General features: G+C 46.9%; 21 protein-coding genes, 2 tRNA genes and 3 rRNA genes. 13 read left to right on the forward strand and 13 right to left on the reverse strand.

Annotated features, from left to right (window positions below; genetic code table 11):
- Positions 1–58: 58 nt before the first annotated feature.
- From minC to H3L97_RS11200, 5 genes are all read left to right on the forward strand, one after another.
- Positions 59–955 carry a septum site-determining protein MinC gene (gene minC, locus H3L97_RS11180; protein WP_097115187.1) on the forward strand — a complete coding sequence of 299 codons (897 nt, stop codon included), beginning with the start codon at positions 59–61 and terminating at the stop codon, positions 953–955.
- Between the two features lie 72 nt (positions 956–1,027).
- Entirely contained in the window at positions 1,028–1,843 is an 816-nt protein-coding gene (gene minD / locus H3L97_RS11185; RefSeq protein WP_097115186.1) for a septum site-determining protein MinD, read from the forward strand.
- Positions 1,844–1,845: 2 nt separating this feature from the next.
- Complete coding sequence (minE, locus tag H3L97_RS11190; protein WP_097115189.1) at positions 1,846–2,172, forward strand: cell division topological specificity factor MinE; 327 nt, start codon at positions 1,846–1,848, stop codon at positions 2,170–2,172.
- A gap of 3 nt (positions 2,173–2,175) precedes the next feature.
- A complete protein-coding gene (locus H3L97_RS11195) occupies positions 2,176–3,105 on the forward strand; it encodes a LysR substrate-binding domain-containing protein (RefSeq protein WP_097115185.1) in 930 nt (309 codons plus the stop codon).
- A 150-nt stretch (positions 3,106–3,255) separates the two neighbouring features.
- Positions 3,256–4,587, forward strand: coding sequence for a tetratricopeptide repeat protein (locus H3L97_RS11200; protein WP_097115184.1), 1,332 nt, complete (start codon positions 3,256–3,258; stop codon positions 4,585–4,587).
- A 230-nt stretch (positions 4,588–4,817) separates the two neighbouring features.
- Here H3L97_RS11200 and earP read toward each other — a convergent pair whose 3' ends face one another.
- Positions 4,818–5,894 (reverse strand): elongation factor P maturation arginine rhamnosyltransferase EarP, encoded by a 1,077-nt coding sequence (gene earP, locus H3L97_RS11205; RefSeq protein ID WP_097115183.1) that lies wholly within the window; start codon positions 5,892–5,894, stop codon positions 4,818–4,820.
- A gap of 452 nt (positions 5,895–6,346) precedes the next feature.
- Here earP and H3L97_RS11210 point away from each other — a divergent pair, with 452 nt between their 5' ends.
- The 6 genes from H3L97_RS11210 (at position 6,347) to H3L97_RS11230 (ending at position 11,123) form a co-directional block, all read left to right on the forward strand.
- Positions 6,347–7,759 carry a dihydrolipoyl dehydrogenase gene (locus H3L97_RS11210; protein ID WP_097115182.1) on the forward strand — a complete coding sequence of 471 codons (1,413 nt, stop codon included), beginning with the start codon at positions 6,347–6,349 and terminating at the stop codon, positions 7,757–7,759.
- 147 nt (positions 7,760–7,906) lie between these two features.
- Positions 7,907–8,041 (forward strand): hypothetical protein, encoded by a 135-nt coding sequence (locus H3L97_RS12110; RefSeq protein WP_263480783.1) that lies wholly within the window; start codon positions 7,907–7,909, stop codon positions 8,039–8,041.
- A 45-nt stretch (positions 8,042–8,086) separates the two neighbouring features.
- Positions 8,087–9,919: a lytic transglycosylase domain-containing protein gene (locus H3L97_RS11215; protein WP_371271294.1), complete on the forward strand. Its 1,833-nt coding sequence runs from the start codon at positions 8,087–8,089 to the stop codon at positions 9,917–9,919.
- A 99-nt stretch (positions 9,920–10,018) separates the two neighbouring features.
- Entirely contained in the window at positions 10,019–10,318 is a 300-nt protein-coding gene (locus tag H3L97_RS11220) for a hypothetical protein (RefSeq protein ID WP_097115180.1), read from the forward strand.
- 15 nt (positions 10,319–10,333) lie between these two features.
- Entirely contained in the window at positions 10,334–10,471 is a 138-nt protein-coding gene (locus tag H3L97_RS11225) for a hypothetical protein (RefSeq protein ID WP_179655906.1), read from the forward strand.
- A 55-nt stretch (positions 10,472–10,526) separates the two neighbouring features.
- Positions 10,527–11,123, forward strand: a complete 597-nt coding sequence (locus tag H3L97_RS11230) for a dual specificity protein phosphatase family protein (RefSeq protein WP_097115179.1) — start codon at positions 10,527–10,529, stop codon at positions 11,121–11,123.
- A 58-nt stretch (positions 11,124–11,181) separates the two neighbouring features.
- Here the strand turns inward: H3L97_RS11230 and H3L97_RS11235 are convergent, their stop codons facing one another.
- Complete coding sequence (locus H3L97_RS11235; protein ID WP_097115178.1) at positions 11,182–12,210, reverse strand: ABC transporter substrate-binding protein; 1,029 nt, start codon at positions 12,208–12,210, stop codon at positions 11,182–11,184.
- Between the two features lie 301 nt (positions 12,211–12,511).
- Between H3L97_RS11235 and pyrB the strand changes: the two genes are divergently transcribed.
- Positions 12,512–13,447, forward strand: coding sequence for an aspartate carbamoyltransferase (gene pyrB / locus H3L97_RS11240; protein WP_097115177.1), 936 nt, complete (start codon positions 12,512–12,514; stop codon positions 13,445–13,447).
- 24 nt (positions 13,448–13,471) lie between these two features.
- Positions 13,472–13,930 (forward strand): aspartate carbamoyltransferase regulatory subunit, encoded by a 459-nt coding sequence (pyrI, locus tag H3L97_RS11245; protein ID WP_097115176.1) that lies wholly within the window; start codon positions 13,472–13,474, stop codon positions 13,928–13,930.
- A gap of 83 nt (positions 13,931–14,013) precedes the next feature.
- Here pyrI and H3L97_RS11250 read toward each other — a convergent pair whose 3' ends face one another.
- The 11 genes from H3L97_RS11250 to H3L97_RS11300 form a co-directional block, all read right to left on the reverse strand.
- Positions 14,014–14,319 (reverse strand): integration host factor subunit beta, encoded by a 306-nt coding sequence (locus H3L97_RS11250; RefSeq protein ID WP_097115175.1) that lies wholly within the window; start codon positions 14,317–14,319, stop codon positions 14,014–14,016.
- A gap of 13 nt (positions 14,320–14,332) precedes the next feature.
- Positions 14,333–16,006, reverse strand: a complete 1,674-nt coding sequence (gene rpsA / locus H3L97_RS11255) for a 30S ribosomal protein S1 (protein ID WP_097115174.1) — start codon at positions 16,004–16,006, stop codon at positions 14,333–14,335.
- A 232-nt stretch (positions 16,007–16,238) separates the two neighbouring features.
- Positions 16,239–16,350 (reverse strand): 5S ribosomal RNA (rrf, locus tag H3L97_RS11260).
- Positions 16,351–16,484: 134 nt separating this feature from the next.
- Positions 16,485–19,372: ribosomal RNA gene (locus H3L97_RS11265) — 23S ribosomal RNA — on the reverse strand.
- A gap of 483 nt (positions 19,373–19,855) precedes the next feature.
- Positions 19,856–19,931, reverse strand: a tRNA-Ala gene (locus H3L97_RS11270).
- A 21-nt stretch (positions 19,932–19,952) separates the two neighbouring features.
- Positions 19,953–20,029 (reverse strand) — tRNA-Ile (locus H3L97_RS11275).
- Positions 20,030–20,190: 161 nt separating this feature from the next.
- Positions 20,191–21,729 (reverse strand): 16S ribosomal RNA (locus H3L97_RS11280).
- The 16S, 23S and 5S rRNA genes sit together here with 2 tRNA genes alongside, the layout of an rRNA operon.
- A 570-nt stretch (positions 21,730–22,299) precedes the next feature.
- A complete protein-coding gene (locus H3L97_RS11285) occupies positions 22,300–23,178 on the reverse strand; it encodes a cysteine ABC transporter substrate-binding protein (RefSeq protein ID WP_097114208.1) in 879 nt (292 codons plus the stop codon).
- An 82-nt stretch (positions 23,179–23,260) separates the two neighbouring features.
- Positions 23,261–24,013, reverse strand: a complete 753-nt coding sequence (locus H3L97_RS11290; protein WP_097114209.1) for an amino acid ABC transporter ATP-binding protein — start codon at positions 24,011–24,013, stop codon at positions 23,261–23,263.
- A gap of 4 nt (positions 24,014–24,017) precedes the next feature.
- Positions 24,018–24,686 (reverse strand): amino acid ABC transporter permease, encoded by a 669-nt coding sequence (locus H3L97_RS11295; RefSeq protein WP_097114210.1) that lies wholly within the window; start codon positions 24,684–24,686, stop codon positions 24,018–24,020.
- Entirely contained in the window at positions 24,676–25,335 is a 660-nt protein-coding gene (locus H3L97_RS11300) for an amino acid ABC transporter permease (RefSeq protein WP_097114211.1), read from the reverse strand. Before H3L97_RS11300 ends, H3L97_RS11295 begins: the two co-directional genes overlap by 11 nt.
- Positions 25,336–25,416: the final 81 nt, after the last annotated feature.

Genomic DNA, 25,416 nt, shown 5'->3' on the forward strand with positions numbered 1-25,416 from the left:
AAAAGGGGTACACTTCGCCCCCATTATTGAATAAAACAATCACGACAGACGAATCAACATGAAACCAGCTTTTGGCGTAAAATCGGCACGCATTGATGCGTTGGCGATTCTGCTTCACTCTGACAACGCAGGCAATATTCGCGAAACCCTGCAATTTAATATTGATAAATATTTGAAATTCAAATCATTGCCCTTTATTTTAGATGCTGGTCATTTGGACAATGGCGATAATTTGCCTTTAACCGACATCATGGCTATGTTTGCGGTGCATGGTTTGAGCATTGTGGGTTTGCGCCACCATCTGCCCCATTGGGCAAAATATGCCGAAGCGCATGGTTTGGCATTTATTGCGGGCAACAAGGCAGATTTGCAAGAATTGCCCCAAACCGAAATGCCCAACGACCCCATTCAGGCAGCCGAAAACCCCATCGCCCAGCCTGAAATAGATGATGGCATTTTGATGAACGACAATGCCGCCATCAAAACCGTGGAAATGGCAAAAATGGCAGATTTGGTGGAAATGGTTGCCGAAGAGCATTCAGAAAATGCCTTTGATGCCATTGATGATACAACAGAAGACATCATCAGCGATGAGCGCGTGAGTCTCATGCCCGCCAAGCCAACCATTGTGGTTTCCACACCCGTGCGCACAGGGCAGCAGGTTTATGCGGAACAAGCAGATTTGATTGTATTGGGCATTGTCAGCCCTGGTGCCGAAGTGATTGCCGATGGCAACATTCACATTTACGCGCCCTTGCGCGGACGTGCCATTGCAGGGGCTTCGGGCGACACCAAAGCGCGCATTTTTGTGCAATCCATGCAGGCAGAATTGGTTTCCATAGCAGGCATTTATCGCGTGTTTGACCAAAAATTGCCGCCGCATTTGCACCGCCAAGCCGTACAAATTGAATTGCAAGACGACCGTTTGGCAATTGGCGCAATCAATGCAGAATAAGGTTTTACGATTTTCAGGCTGCCTGAAAACGGCTTTTTCAATTTTATTTTATTTAAAATAAGGAACAAAACAGTGGCAAAAATCATTGTAGTAACATCTGGTAAAGGTGGCGTGGGCAAAACCACCACATCGGCAAGCATTGCATCGGGCTTGGCATTGCGCGGACACAAAACCTGCGTGATTGACTTTGACGTGGGCTTGCGCAATTTGGACTTGATTATGGGTTGCGAACGCCGCGTGGTGTACGACTTAATCAATGTGATTCAAAAAGAAGCCACATTAAATCAAGCCTTAATCAAAGACAAACATTGCGACAATTTGTACATTTTGCCCGCATCGCAAACGCGCGACAAAGAAGCCCTGAACAAACAAGGCGTAGAACGCATTTTGGCAGAATTGATTCAAGGCATGAATTTTGAATATGTGATTTGCGATTCGCCAGCAGGCATTGAAACAGGCGCATTGATGGCATTGTATTTTGCCGATGAAGCCATCATCACCACCAACCCAGAAGTGTCTTCCGTACGCGACTCTGACCGCATTTTGGGCATTTTGCAAAGCAAATCGCGCAAAGCCGAGCGCGGTCAAAGCGTGAAAGAGCATTTGCTGATTACCCGCTATTCGCCCGAGCGCGTTGCCAAAGGCGAAATGCTGTCGGTACAAGACATTCAAGACATTTTGCGCATTCCCTTATTGGGCGTGATTCCCGAATCACAAAGCGTGTTGCAAGCGTCTAACGCAGGCTCGCCCGTGATTCATCAAGAAAACGCCAATGCCGCCGAAGCCTACAAAGACGTGGTGGCACGCTTGTTGGGCGAAAACCGCGAAATCCGTTTCCTTGAACCTGTGAAAAAAGGTTTCTTCCAACGCTTATTTGGGGGTAAATGATGATGTCCATTTTTGAATTTTTGTTTGGCAAACGCGATAAGCAAAGCGCAAACGTGGCACGCGACCGCTTGCAAATCATCATTGCACAACAACGCGATGTGCGCGACACCGAAAACGCCACACCCGATTATTTGCCCATGTTGCAAAAAGAGTTGATGGAAGTTTTGTCCAAATACGTCAAAATTGAACTCAACGACATCAACATTTCCCACGAAAAACGCGATGGCATTGATATGCTGGAATTGAATATTACCCTGCCTGAAGCCAAACGCGTGGAACAAAACACCGAAGAAGCCCCAGCCGAAGATTCCCCTTTTAAATTGGAGTAATTCATGACGCTAACCGAATTGCGCTATATCGTTGCCGTTGCCCAAGAGCGTCATTTTGGACGCGCTGCACAGCGTTGCCATGTCAGCCAACCCACATTGTCCATTGCCATCAAAAAATTGGAAGAGGAATTGGCGGTATCGCTGTTTGACCGCAGCAGCAATGAAGTGATTACCACCGATGCAGGTGCGCGTATCATTGCCCAAGCGCGTAAAGTATTGGACGAGGCGGACGTTATCCGCAATTTGGCAAATGAAGAGCAAAATGAATTGGAGGGGGCATTTAAATTGGGCTTGATTTTTACGGTTGCGCCCTATTTGTTGCCCAAGCTGATTTTGTCTTTGCGCAACATTGCCCCCAAAATGCCTTTGATGTTGGAAGAAAATTACACCACGCCTTTAACCGATTTGCTCAAACACGGCGATTTGGACGCGATTGTGATTGCCGAACCGTATCACGAAACGGGTGTGGAAACGATTCCTTTGTATGATGAGCCGTTTTTTGCGATTGTGCCAAAAGGGCATCGTTTTGAGGAATTGGATTCGGTGTCGCCACAGGCTTTGAGCGATGAACGTGTGCTGCTTTTAACCGAGGGAAATTGTATGCGCGACCATGTGCTGGGCAGTTGCACCGACTTGGCTGCGCGACAAAAAATCACGGGCTTAACCAGCACTTTGCAAGGCAGCTCCATCAACACGATTCGGCATATGGTGGCAAGTGGTTTGGGCATTAGTGTGCTGCCTGCCACGGCTTTAACGGAAAATGACCACATGCTGTTTTCCATTATTCCTTTTGAAAGCCATGTGCCAACGCGCCGCATTTTGTTGGCTTATCGGCGCAATTTTGTGCGCCCCAAGGCATTGAGTGCCATTCGCAAGGCGATTTTTTCGGCTCAATTATCGGGTGTGTCTTTTATTCAGCCCAATCAGGATTAAGAAGCGGTGTTCATGCCAAAGGCTGTCTGAAACCTTTTTTTCAGGCAGCTTTTGTTTGCGTGGCAAACGCGCCTGTTTTTTGACAAGATGTGGCTTTATCCCTAAAATTCCCATTCATTTAATTAAATTACATTTTTTGGTAACACCGCCATGCAACAACACGCCAATACTTACGAATCATCAACCCACCCCCTGCATTATGCCGACAACACTTTGGCACAACGTGGCGATGTGGTTTTATATTTGCACGAAGAAGAAGGGCGCATTACCGAAGCCCAAATCATGCGTGTGTGGGATTGCATTTATTATCAAGATGGTTTGCCCATTGGCGTGGTGCTGGTTGATGCGGAAAGCCGCCGCGATGCGCTGCCTGAATTTGAAACCTTTACGGTTAAAAACCATTTTGGCGAAGAAACCAAATATTTTCGCGGTAAACTAACCGTATCCCAAGAAAAAATTGCGGGGCATTTGTCGCCCTTGTTTCGTTTGGGACGCTATGCGCGGTTGTGGAATCCCGAATCCAAGCTGACCAGCATGCAGCCTTTGGACACCACCATTCCCTATCCCGAACCCGAAGATTTGTATGATGAATTTATTCAGCAAACCGTGTATGAACGCGCCGAAGTGGGCAATCCATACTGTTTGTTTGCGGCAGGATTGTGGAAACGCAAGGCGTTTTATCCCCACCAAGCCTTGCAATTTTTTCAGGCAGCCGCGCAACAAAATTTTGCTGCCGCTTGGCTGGAATTGGGCTTGGCATACGAAGGCAGCGATTTGTTGGAACGCAATCCCAGCAAAGCGGTGGCGTGTTTTCGGCACGCCATGGAATTGGGCAGCCCTTTGGCAGCGTATCGTTTGGCACGCGCTTGCATTACGGGCGATGGCATTGTGCAAAGCGATGAAGCCGCGATTGCCTGCCTGAAAACAGCTTTGGACGGCAAAATCATGGCAGCAGCTCTGGATTTAGGCATTTATTTGCGTACTGGCACGTTCAACCATTTACGCTTGAAAAACAGCCCCTATCGCTTGATTCCACACATTTTGCCCAAACACCGCGAAGCCGCCAAGCTGTTTGCCCTTGCCGCGCAAACGCCTTGGAAAAATGCGGCTGTTGCCAAATTTTATTTGGCAGAATGCTATCGCGCTGGCGATGGGGTAAAAGCCCACGCTGAACACGCATTATTGCTTTACAAAGAAGCCATTAGAACAGGCGACATCGCGCAAGAAGAAATTCAAACAGCCTGCTATTACACAGGCAACACCGCCCGTTTACAGGCAGCCGTGGAAAACGATGGCAACCCACATGCCGCCTATTTGCTCGGCAAAATGCTGTGGAACGGCGAACGTGCCGACAAAGACCGCACCGCAGGCAAACGTTATTTGAAACTCGCGTCCGAATCGGGACACGAATGTGCTGCCGCAGCCGTGGAATTGTTGCAACAAAAAGAAGACACCAGTTGGGCATTTTCGCGCAAAAAATAAGATAAAAAAGGTTTGCCTTCGGCGACTTACTTTTTAAAAAAGTAAGCCAAATACTTTAAAGCCGAACGTTTAACTTATCAAAAAACAATTTCAGGCTGCCTGAAAACAGAAGTTATTGAAAATAATCAAAGTTACTATTGTGCGTCAAGTTGTTTGGCTTACTTTTTTAAAAAGTAAGTCGCCGAAGGCAAAAACTTTCATTCTCTCACATACTTTCAGGCTGCCTGAAATCATTTTTGCGCCAACCAATCCGCCAAACGCGATAAGGCATCTTTCTGATTAAAAAGATTTTGCTGCCACGATTGTGCCGATTGCCGCCACTCATTTTCATGCTGACGCAAAGTTTGCCAATGCGCCAGCCGCTCATTTTCAGGCAGCCTGAAATCGCCATTCAATTCGCGCGACAAACTCTGATACGCCTGCTGCCACACCGTGTGATTGTCGCCAAAAACCGTTTGCCAAAATGCGTCCAATTTGTCCAAATGCGCCAGCTCATCTTGCGGATAAATATGCCAAAACAAAGGCTTGCCCGAAAATTGGGCGCGCACAAAACTGTCTTCGCCACGCACAAAAAGCCAATCGTATCGCGCCAACAAATCATCAAAATCCGCTTGTGGCACAAAATCAATTTGGCGGATTTTCAGGCTGCCTGAAACACATTCCGCGCCCTTTTCAGGCAAAAATCCGCTTTCTCGCAAACTTGCCGCAACCTGCCCACCAGCCAAATCCACATTCACACACCAGCCCAAAGTTTGCCACGCGCGCAAAATGTCTGCCCAAATTGCGCTGCGATAGCCAAAAATCAAAACATTCAACGCATTGTTTTCTTTTGGGAATGTTTTTTCAGGCAGCCTGAAATCGCGTTCACGAATCAAACCGCCACTTTCAGGCACAAAGCCCATTTGCCAAAAATATTTCGGATAACCATCGCCCTGCAAAGATGGCATCGCGTGGGTTTTGACTGCCCAATCCTCCGCGCTCAAATATTCCCAATTCAACCAAAGCGATTGATTTTTCTTGATTTTAAGCAACACACTTTCAGGTAGCCCACAAGCAAAGGTTTCAATGGTCAAATCGGGCAAAGGCACATGGTCGCAATCTGCCCACTCGTGTTCACGCCAACGTTTAACGACAACATCGCGTTCATCGGCAAAATTCGGCGCAAGCTGCATGAGCGCGTCCCAATTATCCAAAAATAAAAAAACTTTGACATTCAATCGGCTACGCAATTCACGCGCCAAACGCCATGCCACGCCAATGTCGCCAAAATTGTCAATGACCGTGCAAAACAGCCAAACGGTTTTCATGCAAATTCCCTTTCATTTGAAATATTATTACAAATATCTGCCCAAATGCGCATTTTTGACGCACAAATGCGCGATTTTAACGCAAAATACCCATTAAAAACGCATTGCCATTTCTCCCCAAAATCCGCTATAATCACATCGTCATTTTCATGGCGATTACCTCCTAGGGCGCGGTAGTTTTCTCCTCCTTTTCTAACGCGCCCACTTTGGGGCAACGGCAGTTTTCTCCTCCTTTTCTGGCGTTGCCCCCCTGAATGACCCGAGGGTTATTCAGGCAGCCCAATTATTGATGTGATTCAAATAGTTGTGCTGCCTGAATAACCCTTTTCTTAAATTATTTGGTCTATTTTTTTACAAAACAGGACAAGTGTAGCGTGTAACTTGTTGCACCCTACATGGCGTTCCATTTTGTATTTGATTGACGATACTTGTCTATATTAAAGGATTCAAAAATGAAAAAACTCACAGCAGATGTGGTGGTCATAGGTGTCGGCACCGCAGGCATGGGCGCGTTTCGCAATGCCTTGTTGCACACGCCCAATGCGTATTTGATTGAAAGCCATGTGTTTGGTACAACCTGTGCGCGTGTGGGCTGTATGCCTTCCAAATTGCTGATTGCGGCTGCCGAAGCGCGTCATCACGCCTTGCACACCGACCCATTTGGCGTGCATTTGGACAAACAATCCATTCAAGTAAACGGCGCAGAAGTCATGCAGCGCGTTAAATCCGAACGCGACCGCTTTGTCGGCTTTGTGTTGGAAGACGTAAACGCTTGGGACGAAAGCCGCCGCATCATGGGTGCAGCCAAATTCATTGACGAACACACCATTCAAATTGACGACCACACCCAAATCCACGCCGAACGCATTGTGATTGCCACAGGTTCACGCCCCGTTATCGCCCCCGAATGGCAGGCTTTGGGCGACAAACTGATTATCAACGATGACGTGTTTTCATGGGACACGCTGCCTGAAAGCGTGGCGGTATTTGGACCAGGTGTGATTGGCTTGGAATTGGGTCAGGCTTTGAGCCGCTTGGGTGTGAAAGTTGCCATTTTTGGCAGAGGTGGCGCATTGGGCGGCATTACCGACCCTGTGGTTTTGCAACAAGCCATTGAAATTTTTGATGAAGAATTGGATTTGCATTTGTCATCACAAACCGAAGTGGCATTGAATGCCGATGGCAAAGTGGCGGTAAATTGGTCGCAAAATGGCGAAAACGGCACGTTTGTGGCAGATTATTTGCTGGCAGCCATTGGTCGCCGCCCCAATGTGGACAACATCGGCTTGGAAAACATCAATATTGAACGCGATGCGCGTGGCGTACCCATTGCCAACCCTTTGACCATGCAAACCAGCATTCCACACATTTTCATTGCAGGCGATGCGTCCAACCAACTGCCTTTGCTGCATGAAGCCAGCGACCAAGGCAAAATTGCGGGCGACAACGCGGGCAAATTCCCCCACATTACCGAAGGTTTGCGCCGCAGCCCAATCGGTGTGGTGTTTACCAATCCGCAAATTGCCAGCATTGGCTCGCGCTTTGCCCAACTGCAACAAAAACATGGCGATGATTTTGCCAACAAAGTGGCAGTGGGCGAAGTTTCCTTTAAAAATCAAGGTCGCAGCCGTGTGATGTTGGTCAATAAAGGGCATTTGCGCGTGTATGCCGACAAGCAATCGGGCGCATTATTGGGCGCGGAAATGGTGGGACCTGCCGCCGAACATTTGGCACATCTGCTCTCGTGGGCGCACCAAATGAACATGACCGTGCCGCAAATGTTGGATATGCCTTTCTATCACCCTGTGATTGAAGAAGGCTTGCGTACCGCTTTACGCGATGTGGCAAAAGCCTTGAACAGTTGAGAACCTGCATTCACAATCTTAATGGCTCGCTTTTATCGCTACTTCATGCGCCTACGGCGTTGGCTTTTCACGCCAATCGTTTTGTTATTGGCATAAAAAGCCGCCTTGTATTCGCAAGCATTATCCATAAAATCAGCCATCAATCTTATGAATACAGGTTCTAATTTCAAACCATTTTGGCTGCCTGAAACCCATTTTCAGGCAGCTTTTTTGCTGATTAAACGTAAAAATTGTGTGAAAACTTTATTTTCAGGCTGCCTGAATGCGCAAAAAATGCTATGATTTGCGCTTTTCATTAAATTTTTAAACAAATCAAAGACCCACATGATGACCGTGCCGCGAAATATGACTTATGCCCTTACCACGCTTGCCATTTCATTGGTGGCAGCATGTTCTTCCAAACAAGCCCCCAAAAAGCCTGCGCCCGAAACCGTGATTTTACAGCCATCTGCCACACAAAATGCGTCTGCCGATGTGTTTGCATGGCAGCCACGCGCTGGCGAAAATGTGAACCAAAGCCTAAACAGCTATCGCCAATTAGAAAGCGTGTTGAATGCGGTCAAAATGGACAACGACATGGCTGCCAGTCAATTTTTGGCTCAACAACACAACAGCGCCATGGCTGAAAACGTGCGCAACGAATGGCTCAAAAGTTTGGGCAAACGCCAACAATTTGCCACTTTCAAGCAACAATATCAACAAGTTGAGCCAGAAGGTCGCCATCAAGAAGTGCGCTGCTACGCCCATTTGTTTGGCATGGAAAACGATGCCCAATTTGTGAACAAATTGGTACGCAACACCGCACGCTTGCCTTTGGGTTGCAACACCCTGTTGCAAAATCGCGCAGGCAGCCTGAATCAAAATGATGCTTGGCGACGTGTACGCGGCTTAATCAGCAACAACCAAATCACAGACGCGCGCAATTTGGCAGCCGCATTGGGTGGCAGCATTGATGGCGGCGCAGAAGGCTTGTTGGCAAACGCCATTCGCACAGGCTCAACCGCCAATTTGGGCAGCCTGAACGCGCAGCAAAGCAGCTTTGCATGGGGCGTATTGGGCTTAAAATTGGCAAAAGAGCAAAACTTCGGCAACGCATTCAATTATTACAGCCAAGCCAGCGACCGCAGCCAATTTACCGATGAACAATTTGAATGGTATGCGCGTTCGGCATTGCGATTGCAACGTTGGGCAGATTTGGCAAACATCATTGAAACCATGCCCGCCGATTTACAAAAAGACCCCACTTGGCTGTATTGGCTGGGACGCAGTTACCAACACACAGGCAAAGGCAATCAAGCCAAAAATCTGTATCAACAAGCCGCGCAGACGGGACGCAATTTTTACGCGCTGTTGGCAACCGAAGAATTGGGCGGCAAAGTGAATGCCCAAAACAATGTGTCGCCAGCCAGCCCCAATCAAGTGAACGAAATCAGCCGCGATGGGGCAATTCAACGCGCTTTGAATTTGTTTCACACCAGCCAGCAATCGGGCGATTGGAAAATGCGCCGTCAAGCGCAAACCGAATGGCGTTACGCCACGCGCGGCATGAACGAAACCACGCGCTTGGCAGCCGCACAGTTGGCATTCAATCAACAATTTTATGAAATGGCGATTCATTCTGCCGACAGCACCGACCATTTGCTCAATTTCAATTTGCGCTACATCACGCCTTTCCAAAATTTGGTGCAAGCCTATTCGCAACAAAATGGCGTGGACGCGGCTTGGGTTTATGGCTTAATCCGCCAAGAAAGCCGTTTTGTGTTGGGCGCACAATCCAGCGTGGGCGCACAGGGTTTGATGCAAGTCATGCCCTCTACCGCCAGCATGATTGCGCGTAAATTGGGCATGAGCCAAAGCGAACTTTACACCATGGACGGCAACATTCGCATGGGAACATGGTATATGGCAGACGCGCGTAACAACTTGCAAAACAACGAAGTTTTGGCAACCGCAGGCTACAACGCAGGGCCAGGGCGCGCACGCAAATGGCAAGCCAGCAACAGCTTGGAAGGTGCCATTTACGCCGAAACCATTCCATTTAATGAAACGCGCGATTATGTGAAAAAAGTGATGACGAATGCCACTTACTACTCGGCATTGATGAATTTGCCGCGCACATCGTTGAAACAGCGCATGGGCGTGGTGCCAGCGCGTTATTGATGTGTTTCAGGCAGCCTTTCAGTACACGACAAAAAATGATTTCCGTAGGTCGGGCATTCATGCCCGACATAAGCAATCACAGCACATTGTCGGGCATAAATGCCCGACCTACAAGGCTTTAATTGGTGGAATATAGACATCATGGACGAAATGACTTTTTGGGAATCCATGCAAGAGCGTTGGCAAGCCTACAAAAAGCCGATTTTATGGCTATTTTGGAGCAATGTGTTGTATGCCATTTTCGGTAGCCGTGATTGTGAATATCATGCTTGTCGCGTTTCAAATATGACCACCTTACAACAATGGGTATTTCATATACTCATGTTTTTTAATGTGATTATTTGTCCGATTTGGATTAAACTCATTGCATTAAAAAGGCGAACTGACAGTATGTTTTAAATCAGAATTTGTAGGGTGCGTACCACGCACCATTCTACCGAAATTAAGGCGCAATTTTATGGTATGCCACGCACCCAAAGCGTGGGTGTGGCGGCGCAACGCCACGTCCGCAAACCAAAATGTGCCAAACTTTTGTATTTGACACGTTTTTGATTGGTGGGGAATGTTCAGGCTGCCTGAAAACCCAAAACACAAGGAAAAACATTTGATGAATCAACAAAAATTCACGGCAATCGCATTGTGCTGCCTGTTGCCAATTTGTATGGCGAATGAAACCCACACACCCCAAATCCATTCAGCCAGCCAAGCCGCACAACTGCTGAAACAAGATGCCAACTTGTATCGCGTGGACGACAAACTCTACCGCAGCGAACAGCTCCAAGCCGAAGACAAAGCCGCCATTGCCGAACACAATATCCAAAGCATTGTGAATTTGCGCTTTTTCAAACGCAACACCACAGCGAAAGTGTTTGCCGATAACACGCACATCAAATTGATTAACAAACCCTTGACCACATGGCACATCACGCCCAAAGATTTAGCCGAAGTGTTGTGGGAAATTGAGCAGCAGCAAAAACACGGTGCGGTATTGGTGCATTGTTATCATGGCGCAGACCGTACAGGCATTGTGATTGCAATGTATCGCGTGGTATATCAAAATTGGTCGCTGGTAGACGCGAAAGCGGAAATGCAACAAGGCGGATTTGGCTACCATTCAATTTGGAAAAATTTGGATAAATTGTTTACCGAAAACACGGTCGCAGAAATTCGGGCGCATTTGGCGCAACTTCGTCAAAATTCATAAAAACATTTCAGGCAACCAAAATGCGAATTTGGCTGCCTGAAATGTTTTTTAAATGGAATTATTCCACCGTTTTATTGGCGCGTTTGAGTACGCTTTCAGGCAGCGTCAAACCTTGTTCTGCCGCGTGTTTGGGGCTGATGACCAATTCCAAATCTTGCATTTTTTGCGATGGCATTTCGCCAGCCGCTTTGCCGCGCAACACTTGGGCAACCATTTTGCCTGTTTCTTTGCCCAAATTGTAATCGTTCACGCCCAAAGCCAAAGCCGCGCCTTTGCCCACCGAATTGGAATCGGCTGCCAGCAAGGGGATTTTCATCTCCACCGCCGCTTTGTACATGGAAGGATAGGCGGCAACCACATTGTTGTCGTGCGCGGTAAAGATGATTTGCACCTTACCTTTCAGGCTGCGCGCGGCGGCTAACACGTCAGATGTGGTTTGTGCTGGCACGTCCACAATTTTGATGTTGTGGCTGGCGGCTTTTTCGCGCAACTGATTCAACACCGTTACCGAATTGACTTCCCCTGGGCTGAACACATAGCCAATCGCTTTCAAATCGGGGATGAGCTCGCGCATCAAATCCAATTCAGGCTGCACGTCCATTTGGTTGGACATGCCCGTAACATTGGTGCCAGATGCGTCCCACGATGACACCAATTTCGCGCCAATGGGGTCGGTAATGCCCGCATACACAATGGGAATGTCTTTGCTTGTCGCCACCACCGCTTGTGCGCTGGGCGTGCTGATTGGCACAATCACATCGGGTTTGTCGCCAGCGAATTTTTTGGCAATTTGCGCGGCAGTAGAAGGATTGCCCTGTGCGCTTTGGAAATCGATTTTCAGATTTTTGCCTTCTTCAAAGCCTTCGGTTTTCAGTTGTTCCAACAAGCCATAGCGAATGTCGTCCAAAGCAGGGTGTTCGGTGATGGCGGTGATGGCAAGATTTTTCGTTTCGCCAGCCGCCACAGGTGTGCTGGCAGGCGATGTGGGTTGAGACGCGGCATTTTGTGGCGCAGACGCATTTTGTGGCGAACACGCTGCCAAAATCGCAGCCGTTAAAATGGGCAAACTCAAACGCAAAACGTGCATGATGGTGTTCCTTTATACTGTGTAAAAAAATGCAATGATAGCGTGTTTTGTTATTGTGTGTAACAAAAATGCGTTTTCAGGCAGCCTGCCCCATCACACAAAAATTTTTACAAGCAAAGGGCGGAAAATCGCTATAATTGCCACATTTGTATGACCCTGTGTGAGACAACCATGAACATCAGCCCATCATCTCGTTTCAACCGCACTTGTGGCGGTGCAGATGATTTGGCTTTTTCATCAAAACCTGTTTTGTTGGCGAAACAGGTTTTTTTGCGTTTTCAGGCAGCCTGAAAGGAACATTATGCCCAATCCCCTGTATCAAAAAAACATCATTTCCATTGCCGATTTGAGCATGACACAATTACAATTATTGCTGGATACTGCTTTGAAATTAAAGCACAATCCACAAAACACATTGCTGGAAGGCAAATTGATTGCATCATGCTTTTTTGAGCCATCAACACGCACACGGCTGTCGTTTGAAACCGCCATTCAACGCTTGGGCGGCAAAGTCATCGGCTTTGCAGACGGTGCCAATACCAGCGCAAAAAAAGGCGAAACCCTTGCCGACACCGCACGCATCATCAGCAGTTACGCAGACGCAATTATCCAACGCCACCCCAAAGACGGCGCAGCACGGGTGTTAGCCGAATTTTCGCGCGTTCCCGTCATCAACGCAGGAGACGGCACCAACCAGCACCCCAGCCAAACATTGCTTGATTTATTAACCATTTACGAAACGCAAGGCAGCCTGAACAACCTGAAAATCGCCATGTGCGGCGATTTAAAATACGGTCGCACCGTACATTCATTGGCACAGGCTTTAAAATTATTTGATTGTGAATTTGCCTTCATCTCGCCGCCCAGTCTCGCCATGCCCGACTACATCACCGAAGAATTGGACGCACACAGCGCAAAATGGCAAATTTTCCCCGACTTGGAAAGCGCGATTGAATGGGCAGACATTTTGTACATGACCCGCGTGCAACGCGAACGCTTTGACGCAGAAGAATTTGCCAAAATTCAAGGCAAATTCAATTTATCCGCCAATATGTTGGCAAATGCCAAAGCCAATTTGCGCGTGTTGCACCCCCTGCCCCGCGTGGACGAAATCGCCCCCGATGTGGACAACACCCCCCACGCCTACTATTTTGAGCAAGCCACCAATGGCGTGTATGCGCGTATGGCGATGTTGGCATTGTTGCTGAATGAAGAAGTGTCATTTCAGGCAGCCTGAAAACCATTTTACGGATAAAAAAACATGAAAAACAATCAATTAAGTGTAGAAGCCATTGAAAATGGCACCGTGATTGACCACATTCCCGCAGGTTTGGGTTTAACCATTTTGCGACAATTCAAACTGTTGCATTATGGCAACGCCGTAACCGTGGGTTTCAACCTGCCCAGCCAAAGTCAAGGCAAAAAAGACATCATCAAAATCAAAGATGTGCAATTTTCCGAAGAAGATGCCAACCGTTTGGCATTGTTTTCGCCCAATGCGGTGGTAAACCAAATTGAAAATTTTGTCGTCATCAAAAAAATGCGTTTAAGCCTGCCTGAAAGCATTACCGAAGTCTTTTGTTGCCCCAACCAAAATTGCGCCAGCCACAGCGAACCCGTGGTCAGCCGCTTTCACGTTCATCAACAAAACGGTTTGGTCAAATTAAAATGCCACTATTGCGAAAAAACCTTTGCGCGTGAAGCCGTTACCGAAGCATGAGCCTGTTCAGGCAGCCTGAACCACACACAATCAAAAACACCCCAAAATCATCACACTGATTTTGGGGTGTTGAGTATCATCAATTATTTAGCAGCTTGGTCTACGCGTTCGCGCAATTCCTTACCGGGTTTAAAATGCGGAACGTGTTTTTCAGGCACATTCACACTTTCGCCCGTTTTTGGGTTGCGACCCACACGCGCAGGACGATGGTTCAAACTGAAACTACCAAAACCACGAATCTCAATGCGCTGACCTTTTGCCAAAGAGCGCGTCATGGTGTCCACCAAAACTTTCACGCCTTGTTCAACGTCTTTTGCTTGCAATTCCGATTCAGGGTGTTTTTCAGCAAAAACTTCTGCCAAACGCGCCATCAATTCAGATTTTGTCATCTGGTTTACCTATTCAGTTTTTGCCCAAAGAGGCTTTCAACAAATCGCCCAAGCTGGTTGTACCCGCATTAGCAGGAGCAGCCGTTTGAGCCGCTTTGAACGCTTCATCGTTGGCTTTTGCGTCTTTGGCTTTCACAGACAATTTGATGCTGCGGTTTTTGCGGTCCACGGTTACGATAATCGCTTCCACTTCATCGCCTTCTTTCAACTTGGTGGTCAAGTCTTCAACGCGCTCGCTGTCAAATTCAGAAGCAGGCAAATAACCTTCCACTTCGTCAGCCAAAGTAATGGTTGCACCTTTGGCTTCAACCGCTTTCACCGTACCTTTAACCAAAGCACCTTTGTCATTCATTGCCAAGTAGTTGTTGAAAGGGTCGCCTTCCAATTGTTTGATGCCCAAAGAAATGCGTTCTTTTTCCACATCAATTGCCAATACAACCGCTTCCACTTCTTCGCCTTTTTTGTATTTGCGAACCGCTTCTTCGCCAGATTCAGTCCAAGACAAATCAGACAAGTGTACCAAGCCATCAATGTTACCAGGCAAACCTACAAATACGCCAAAATCGGTAATGGATTTAACCGCACCTTTGATTTTGTCGCCTTTGTTGTAGTCCGCTTCAAAAGCTTCCCATGGGTTAGCTTGACATTGTTTCATGCCCAAAGAAATGCGGCGTTTGTCTTCATCAATGTCCAAAATCATCACTTCAACTTCATCGCCCAACTGAACGACTTTGCTTGGGTGAACGTTTTTGTTTGTCCAGTCCATTTCAGAAACGTGAACCAAACCTTCAATGCCTTGTTCAATTTCAACAAATGCACCGTATTCAGTCAAGTTAGACACTTTACCGAACAAGCGATGACCTTGTGGATAGCGGCGAGCCAAACCGTCCCATGGGTCTTCGCCCAATTGTTTCAAGCCCAAAGAAACACGTTGTTTGTCTTGGTCAAAGCGCAATACTTTGGCTTCCACTTCTTGACCCACTTCCAACACTTCGCTTGGGTGCTTAACACGACGCCAAGCCAAATCAGTGATGTGCAACAAGCCATCAATGCCGCCCAAATCAACGAATGCACCATAATCGGTAATGTTTTTCACCAAGCCTTTAACGATGGTGCCTTCTTGCAAGTTTTCCATCAAAGCTTTGCGTTCTTCACCCAAAGTGGCTTCCAACACAGCGCGGCGAGATACCACCACATTGTTGCGTTTGCGATCCAATTTGATGACTTTAAATTCAATCTCTTTGCCTTCAAAATGAGAAGTGTCTTTGATGGGGCGAACGTCCAACAAAGAACCAGGCAAGAATGCGCGAATGCTGTTAATCATCACAGTCAAGCCGCCTTTCACTTTGCCATTAATCACGCCAGACAAGATTTCGCCATCTTCCATGGCTTCTTCCAAAGTAATCCAATCAGCAGCACGTTTGGCTTTTTCACGCGACAATTTGGTTTCGCCAAAACCATTTTCCACAGATTCAATGGTAACGGTAACAAAGTCGCCAACTTTCACTTCCAATTCGCCGTGTGCATTTTTAAATTCGGCGATGTCAATCAAAGATTCAGACTTCAAGCCAGCATTAACCACAACAAATTTATCGGTAATATCAACAACTTCGGCAGTAATTACTTCGCCATGAGTCATTTCTTGGGTTGCTGAGTATTCTTCCAGTAACTGGGCAAAATTTTCCATATTGGATTTGCTTTCAAATGCACCGCCAAGGTGTGCAGGTTAAGTTTAAAAAAATCAGTTCATGTCCTTGGCTCACAAACAGAAAAAAGGTTTCAGGCTGCCTGAAACATCAAAATTGCATTATACGCCTTTTTTTTATCTTTACCAGTAGTCTATTGTATTTTATTTGCTTTTTTAATAGCAAAACCCCAGCACCTAATAAAATAAAAGGAGCTGGGGTAGAGAATAAGGAGTTTGGCGATGACCTACTTTCGCATACGGAGTATACTATCATCGGCGCAGGGATGTTTCACTGTCCTGTTCGGGAAGGGAAGGAGTGGGTCCAAACCGCTGTGGTCGCCAAACGTAAAGGGGGTAAATTGGGAAGCCAATAAAACAAAGGTTTTGTGTTTGTATTGATTTTGTATTTTTGGTGATGACTGAGTCATCAGTAAGCTTTGTCATTTGTAGTAGAACTGTTTAAAGTTATTCAAATGATAGAGTCAAGCCTTACGGGCAATTAGTATCGGTTAGCTGCAAGTGTTACCACTCTTCCACACCCGACCTATCAACGTTGTGGTCTACAACGACCCTTGAATGTGGTTAAACCACAGGGGAAGTCTCATCTTTGGGCGAGTTTCGCGCTTAGATGCTTTCAGCGCTTATCTCTTCCGAACTTAGCTACCCGGCTATGCTTCTGGCGAAACAACCGGTACACCAGAGGTTCGTCCACTCCGGTCCTCTCGTACTAGGAGCAGCCCCCGTCAAACTTCCAACGCCCACTGCAGATAGGGACCAAACTGTCTCACGACGTTTTAAACCCAGCTCACGTACCACTTTAAATGGCGAACAGCCATACCCTTGGGACCGACTACAGCCCCAGGATGTGATGAGCCGACATCGAGGTGCCAAACTCCGCCGTCGATATGGACTCTTGGGCGGAATCAGCCTGTTATCCCCGGAGTACCTTTTATCCGTTGAGCGATGGCCCTTCCATACAGAACCACCGGATCACTATGTCCTGCTTTCGCACCTGCTCGACTTGTCGGTCTCGCAGTTAAGCTACCTTTTGCCATTGCACTATCAGTCCGATTTCCGACCGGACCTAGGTAACCTTCGAACTCCTCCGTTACGCTTTGGGAGGAGACCGCCCCAGTCAAACTGCCTACCATGCACGGTCCCCGACCCGGATAACGGGTCTGGGTTAGAACCTCAAAGCCACCAGGGTGGTATTTCAAGGACGGCTCCACAGAAACTGGCGTTTCTGCTTCAAAGCCTCCCACCTATCCTACACAAGTGACTTCAAAGTCCAATGCAAAGCTACAGTAAAGGTTCACGGGGTCTTTCCGTCTAGCAGCGGGGAGATTGCATCTTCACAACCATTTCAACTTCGCTGAGTCTCGGGAGGAGACAGTGTGGCCATCGTTACGCCATTCGTGCGGGTCGGAACTTACCCGACAAGGAATTTCGCTACCTTAGGACCGTTATAGTTACGGCCGCCGTTTACTGGGGCTTCGATCCGATGCTTGCACATCTTCAATTAACCTTCCAGCACCGGGCAGGCGTCACACCCTATACGTCCACTTTCGTGTTAGCAGAGTGCTGTGTTTTTAATAAACAGTCGCAGCCACCGATTCTCTGCGACCCTGATAGGCTTACGGAGCAAGTCCTTAACCTTACAGGGCATACCTTCTCCCGAAGTTACGGTATCAATTTGCCGAGTTCCTTCTCCCGAGTTCTCTCAAGCGCCTTAGAATTCTCATCCTGCCCACCTGTGTCGGTTTGCGGTACGGTTTTGATTCAACTGGAGCTTAGTGGCTTTTCCTGGAAGCGTGGTATTTGCTGCTTCGTGTCCGTGGACACTCGTCATCACGTCTCGGTGTTAAGAAGGAGCGGATTTGCCTACTCCTTCCACCTACAGGCTTAAACAATCTATTCCAACAGATTGCCAGCATAACCTTCTCCGTCCCCACATCGCATTGAATCAAAGTACGGGAATATTAACCCGTTTCCCATCGACTACGCATTTCTGCCTCGCCTTAGGGGCCGACTCACCCTACGCCGATGAACGTTGCGTAGGAAACCTTGGGCTTTCGGCGAGCGGGCTTTTCACCCGCTTTATCGCTACTCATGTCAACATTCGCACTTCTGATACCTCCAGCAGCCTTTACAAGCTGCCTTCACAGGCTTACAGAACGCTCCCCTACCATGCTAGTAAACTAGCATCCGCAGCTTCGGTTACAGATTTGAGCCCCGTTACATCTTCCGCGCAGGAAGACTCGACCAGTGAGCTATTACGCTTTCTTTAAATGATGGCTGCTTCTAAGCCAACATCCTGGCTGTCTGTGCCTTCCCACTTCGTTTACCACTTAATCTGTCATTTGGGACCTTAGCTGGCGGTCTGGGTTGTTTCCCTCTTGACACCGGACGTTAGCACCCGATGTCTGTCTCCCATGATTGCACTTTCTGGTATTCTGAGTTTGCAATGGGTTGGTAAGTCGCAATGACCCCCTAGCCATAACAGTGCTTTACCCCCAGAAGTGATACATGAGGCACTACCTAAATAGTTTTCGGGGAGAACCAGCTATCTCCGAGTTTGTTTAGCCTTTCACCCCTATCCACAGTTCATCCCCGCATTTTGCAACATGCGTGGGTTCGGACCTCCAGTACCTGTTACGGCACCTTCATCCTGACCATGGATAGATCACTCGGTTTCGGGTCTACACCCAGCAACTGATCGCCCTATTAAGACTCGGTTTCCCTACGCCTCCCCTACTCGGTTAAGCTCGCTACTGAATGTAAGTCGTTGACCCATTATACAAAAGGTACGCAGTCACACCATTAAAGGTGCTCCCACTGTTTGTATGCATCAGGTTTCAGGTTCTATTTCACTCCCCTCCCGGGGTTCTTTTCGCCTTTCCCTCACGGTACTGGTTCACTATCGGTCGATGATGAGTATTTAGCCTTGGAGGATGGTCCCCCCGTATTCAGACAGGATTTCACGTGTCCCGCCCTACTTGTCGTGCGCTTAGTACCATGATACTGTTTTCGGATACGGGGCTATCACCCACTGTGGCGGACTTTTCCAAGTCCTTCTCCTAACAGTGCCATTATCACGCACAGGCTTTTCCGCGTTCGCTCGCCACTACTTGCGGAATCTCGGTTGATTTCTTTTCCTCGGGGTACTTAGATGGTTCAGTTCTCCCGGTTCGCTTCGCCAGTCCTATGTATTCAGACTGGGATACACATTGCTGTGTGGGTTTCCCCATTCGGACATCGCGGTATCATTGCTTTTTTGCCAGCTTCTCCGCGCTTTTCGCAGGCTTACACGTCCTTCTTCGCCTATCATCGCCAAGGCATCCACCTGATGCACTTATTCACTTGACTCTATCATTTGAAGAACCTTTGACTTTGCAGAATACAGCGTTGACAACCATATTCTACTTAGATTCTCAAACAATAAAGCTTACTGCTTTGTTGTGATACCCATCTTGCCTTTTGTGTTTCAAGACGGGTATTGATACAATCATCACCCAAATACTGTTGTTCAATTCTTTTTAACCTGAGTTTTGTTTCAGGCTGCCTGAAATCAGTTTGCAAACTGATTTCAAACCAAATCAAACCAAAATTGTCTTTGTTTGTTGATTTCGGCTTTCCAATTTGTTAAAGAGCGATGCAATCAATTAACTGATAAAATCATCAGCAAATTGCAAATTAAAACAAGCAAGCTAGCCATTCTACACAAACTCGCTTTAATTTGCAATTTAAAAAAGAAAAATAATCAAAAATAAAAAATTAAACTTTTTAAGCTTAACTCTTTTTAAAAGTTTTTTATTTTATTTTTATTCCACTTTCAGGCTGCCTGAATCTTGGTGGAGGCAAACGGGATCGAACCGATGACCCCCTGCTTGCAAAGCAGGTGCTCTACCAACTGAGCTATGCCCCCAGTATTCCTTTGTTTTGCAACTGGTGGGTCTGGTAGGACTTGAACCTACGACCCCACGCTTATCAAGCGTGTGCTCTAACCACCTGAGCTACAAACCCATGAACTTATTTAAAACAAATCAAAGAAACATCAAAATTTAAAATTTAAAAATAAACAATCTTAAACCTTATCATTTCTTCTTTAATCTGCTTTTTAATTCTTGCATCTATAATACGATTACCGATAAGTGTGAGTGCATTCAACCTCTTCTTTTCTCTAGAAAGGAGGTGATCCAGCCGCAGGTTCCCCTACGGCTACCTTGTTACGACTTCACCCCAGTCATGAAGCATACCGTGGTAAGCGGGCTCCTTGCGGTTACCCTACCTACTTCTGGTATCCCCCACTCCCATGGTGTGACGGGCGGTGTGTACAAGACCCGGGAACGTATTCACCGCAGTATGCTGACCTGCGATTACTAGCGATTCCGACTTCATGCACTCGAGTTGCAGAGTGCAATCCGGACTACGATCGGTTTTCTGGGATTGGCTCCACCTCGCGGTTTGGCTACCCTCTGTACCGACCATTGTATGACGTGTGAAGCCCTGGTCATAAGGGCCATGAGGACTTGACGTCATCCCCACCTTCCTCCGGTTTGTCACCGGCAGTCTCATTAGAGTGCCCAACTTAATGATGGCAACTAATGACAAGGGTTGCGCTCGTTGCGGGACTTAACCCAACATCTCACGACACGAGCTGACGACAGCCATGCAGCACCTGTGTTGCGGTTCCCGAAGGCACAGCTCTATCTCTAAAGCCTTCCGCACATGTCAAGACCAGGTAAGGTTCTTCGCGTTGCATCGAATTAATCCACATCATCCACCGCTTGTGCGGGTCCCCGTCAATTCCTTTGAGTTTTAATCTTGCGACCGTACTCCCCAGGCGGTCAATTTCACGCGTTAGCTACGCTACTAAGGCATCAAGTGCCCCAACAGCTAATTGACATCGTTTAGGGCGTGGACTACCAGGGTATCTAATCCTGTTTGCTACCCACGCTTTCGAGCATGAACGTCAGTATTATCCCAGGGGGCTGCCTTCGCCATCGGTATTCCTCCACATCTCTACGCATTTCACTGCTACACGTGGAATTCTACCCCCCTCTGACATACTCTAGCTTGCCAGTTTCAAACGCCGTTCCCAAGTTGAGCTCGGGGATTTCACATCTGACTTAACAAACCGTCTGCGCTCGCTTTACGCCCAGTAATTCCGATTAACGCTCGCACCCTACGTATTACCGCGGCTGCTGGCACGTAGTTAGCCGGTGCTTATTCTTCGGGTACCGTCATCACGAACTGGTATTATCAATCCGCTTTTCTTCCCCGACAAAAGTCCTTTACAACCCGAAGGCCTTCTTCAGACACGCGGCATGGCTGGATCAGGGTTCCCCCCATTGTCCAAAATTCCCCACTGCTGCCTCCCGTAGGAGTCTGGGCCGTGTCTCAGTCCCAGTGTGGCGGATCATCCTCTCAGACCCGCTACTGATCGTCGGCTTGGTAGGCCTTTACCCCACCAACTACCTAATCAGACATTGGCCGCTCAAATAGCGCGAGGCTCCTAAAAGTCCCCCGCTTTCACCCTCAGGTCGTATGCGGTATTAGCTATCCTTTCGGACAGTTATCCCCCACTACTCGGTACGTTCCAATGCATTACTCACCCGTTCGCCACTCGCCACCAAGTACAAGTACTCGTGCTGCCGTTCGACTTGCATGTGTAAAGCATGCCGCCAGCGTTCAATCTGAGCCAGGATCAAACTCTTATGTTCAATCTCTAACTTACAACTTCTGGTCTGCTTCAAAGAAATTAACAAGAAATAAATATGAAAAACACATTCAATCTTGTAAACTCTCAAAACAGTGTGAGGCTCAATACACTCACACTTATCGGTAATCATTTTTTAAAGAACTAAAAAATTCAACTAAACATTTCTCCGCCGCCGTAGCAGCGAAAAACCGAATTATGCCCACAATCTCACACAACGTCAAGCACCCAATCACATCCAAACACCCAACAACACACAAAATCAATGATAGTTAAGGAAATTTTCTTTTAAAAAATACAAAACCATTCAAAAAATGGGAAATTCACACTCATTCCACCTCAACCTTAAAGTTGATTATTTCAGGCTACCCGAACCAGCATCAAGTACGCACACCCCATCCACTCACACATTATATCAATATAAAAACAAACAGATAAATAAAAATCAACGTTCAAATACTCCTCTAAAACATCAAAAACCGCTTGTATCCTTTATCCATTTTATCATTCATCATCAATTTGAATTGAAAATTTAAGATTTTGGAATACAAACGGTTTTCATCAAATAATCCGCTTACTTAGCCAACAACTCTTCTGGTTTCACTTTGTCGCCATAAACAGGTTTTAGCGTTTTATCATAGGCAGCAACCAAACGACCATCTTGTTTGATTTTCGCCATTTCTTCATTTACCCAATTAAGCAAAGCCGTATCACCTTTTTTCACGGCTGGGGCGATGTTTTCAGGTTCGCCCAATTTGCCAATCGCCACTTCAAAGTTTGGATTTTCTTTTGCCCACGCCCACAATAAAGCGTTGTCGTGTGCCAATGCCACACCACGACCGTCTTTTAAGGCATCAAAAGTTTCGGTGTTTTGGTCAAATTTAAGTAAGGTGATTTCGGGGTGATTTTTGGTGAAATAGGCATCGGCGGTTGTGCCTTTGTTTACAAGCAAAGTTTTGCCTTTTAATTGAGCAATATCGGTGATTTTGGCATTGGCTGGCGAAATCACACCCAAAGACACTTGCATATAAGGTGTTGCAAAATCAACCACTTCGGCACGCTCTGGGGTTTGGGTAAAGTTTGCCAATACCAAATCCACTTTACCTGACTTGGCGTATTCCACACGGTTGGCGGCTTCGGTTAAGATAAATTCCACTTTATCAGGGCTACCAAGCAAATCTTTGGTCAATTCTCTGGCGATTTCCACATCAAAGCCTTGATTTTTACCATCTGCGTCCACATAGCCAAAGGGGGGCTTGTCGCCAAATACGCCAATGCGGATTTTGTCGGCGGCTTTGATTTTTGCCAAAGTATCGGCATCGGCTGGGGCGGCTGCGTTGGTTTCGGCTTTGGACTGAGAGTCGGCAGGTTTGTCGCCACCACCGCAAGCCACCAAGCCAAGGCTTAACGCAATGGCGGAAAAAAATGAAAGGGATTTTTTGGTCAATTGCATTACAATTACTCCATTGTTTTGTTGGTTAAAAAAAAGGGTTAAATGGCACTTTGCTGTTTTTCAGGCTGCCTTAAACAACCTGTCAGGCATTGTATTCCATCATATTTAAAAACTGTTTGGCACGGTCGGTTGTGGGGTTTGTAAAAAATTGCTCTGGCGTATTTTCTTCAATAATCAAACCCTTATCCATAAAGACAATGCGGTCGGCAACTTTTTGGGCAAAGCCCATTTCGTGCGTTACGATGAGCATACTCATACCGTCTTTTGCCAATTCCAGTACCACATCAAGCACTTCACGCACCATTTCGGGGTCTAGGGCTGCGGTGATTTCGTCCAACAAAATCGCCTCTGGATTCATACACAACGCCCTAACAATGGCGATACGCTGTTTTTGTCCGCCCGACAATTCTCGTGGAAAGGCGGTGCGTCTGTCGTACAAGCCAACCCGTTTTAATAATTGATGAGCCTGCTGGGTGGCTTCGTCTTTGTCCCTTTTTTGGGCTTTGATTGCCCCAAGCAAAATATTGTCCATCACATTCATATGGGCAAACAATTCATAGCTTTGAAACACCATACCGACTTTTTGGCGTGCTTTTTCCCACGCAATGTCCACGCCAAATTCGCCCACGCCGCGCATTGTAATACTGCCGTCTTGTATGCTTTCCAAACCATTCACACAACGAAGTAAGGTGGATTTGCCACAACCTGATGCACCTAAAATCACGACCACTTCGCCTTTGTGCAAATCCAAGTTCAAATTGGGAATGGCAATGGTGTCGCCATAGCATTTGCGTAAATTTTTAATTTGAATTAAGGGCGTTTTGTTTTGGTTCATAAAATTAACTTTCCCATTGTTGTTCTAGGCGATTGGCAAGTAAAGATAAAGGGTAACAAATCACAAAATACAACACAAAAATCAAACCATATACCCAAAAAGACGCATTTGGCACGGTTAGTAAGGAGTTTTCAATGATTTGCTGACCCACTTTTACCACCTCAATCACGCCAATCAATGCCGCAAGCGAGCTGGTTTTGACCATACGGGTAAACAGGTTAATGGCACTGGGCAACAATCTTCGTAAACCTTGTGGGGCTTCTATCAGATAAAACACCTGAAACCTAGAAAGCCCCAATGCCAATCCTGCTTCTACTTGATGTTTTTCAATGGATTGTAAAGCACCACGCACCAAGTCGCCCATTTCTGCTGTTCCCCACAGCACAAACACCCACACGCACACCCACAGTCCACTCAAATGCACGCCCGTCCATTCAGCCAGCCCAAAATACAACATAAACAGCCACACCAAAATCGGCACAATGCGTATGGTTTCCAAATAAAGTATGCTCAGTAAGCGAACAAATGGGTTGGACGACCGCATTATCAAGCCAAACAAAGTCCCTGTGATGCACGAAATGCCCACCGAAATAAAGGAAATTTGAGCGGTCAGCCACAAGCCTTCGGCAAGGCGGGGGAGATTTTGTCCCTGAAACAACCAATCAAGTGCCATATTTTGCACTCCTTGCTTTTTTCTCTGCCCATCTTGCCCACATTGCCACAGGCAACAAAATCAGCAAATAGCTGATAAATAACAAAAATAAGGCTTCGTTGGTTTTGTAATCCATACCAATAATGTCTTTGGTTAAGAACATCAATTCCACCACCGCTACCGCACTGATGACGGAAGTTTCTTTGATTAAAAACAAGACATTCGCTCCCACCGCAGGCAGGGCAATCGCCCACGCTTGGGGCAACACCACATACCAAAAAATTTGAATTTTATTCAAACCAATGGCTTTGCCTGCTTCTATTTGTCCTTTGGGAACGGCAATCAAGCCCGCTCGCAAGGCTTCTGCCATATAACTGCCCCCCAAAAACACAAGGGCAATCACGCCACAGGTAAAGCCACTCCATTTAATGCCGATTTTGGGCAAGCCGTAATACAAAAAAAACAACTGAATCAACAAAGGGGTATTGCGAGACAATTCAATATAAGCTCGACTGATTTTGTTCAAGATGGGGGTTTTGTAGGCGGTGAAAATCGCCACCACACCACCCAATAACAATGACAAAACAATGCCATAAACAGCCAATTCCAAAGTCATTAAGGCTGCCTGAAAAAATCGGGGAGCGGTTTGCCAGATGTATTGCCAGTTCATATTGGTGTTTTATATCAAAAATGATGTTTTTCTCAATAAAATGAAAGCCATTATTATGCCGCTATTAAATGAAATCCATTT

It is taken from the genome of Alysiella filiformis, from assembly GCF_014054525.1.
GTDB classification, from domain to species: domain Bacteria; phylum Pseudomonadota; class Gammaproteobacteria; order Burkholderiales; family Neisseriaceae; genus Simonsiella; species Simonsiella filiformis.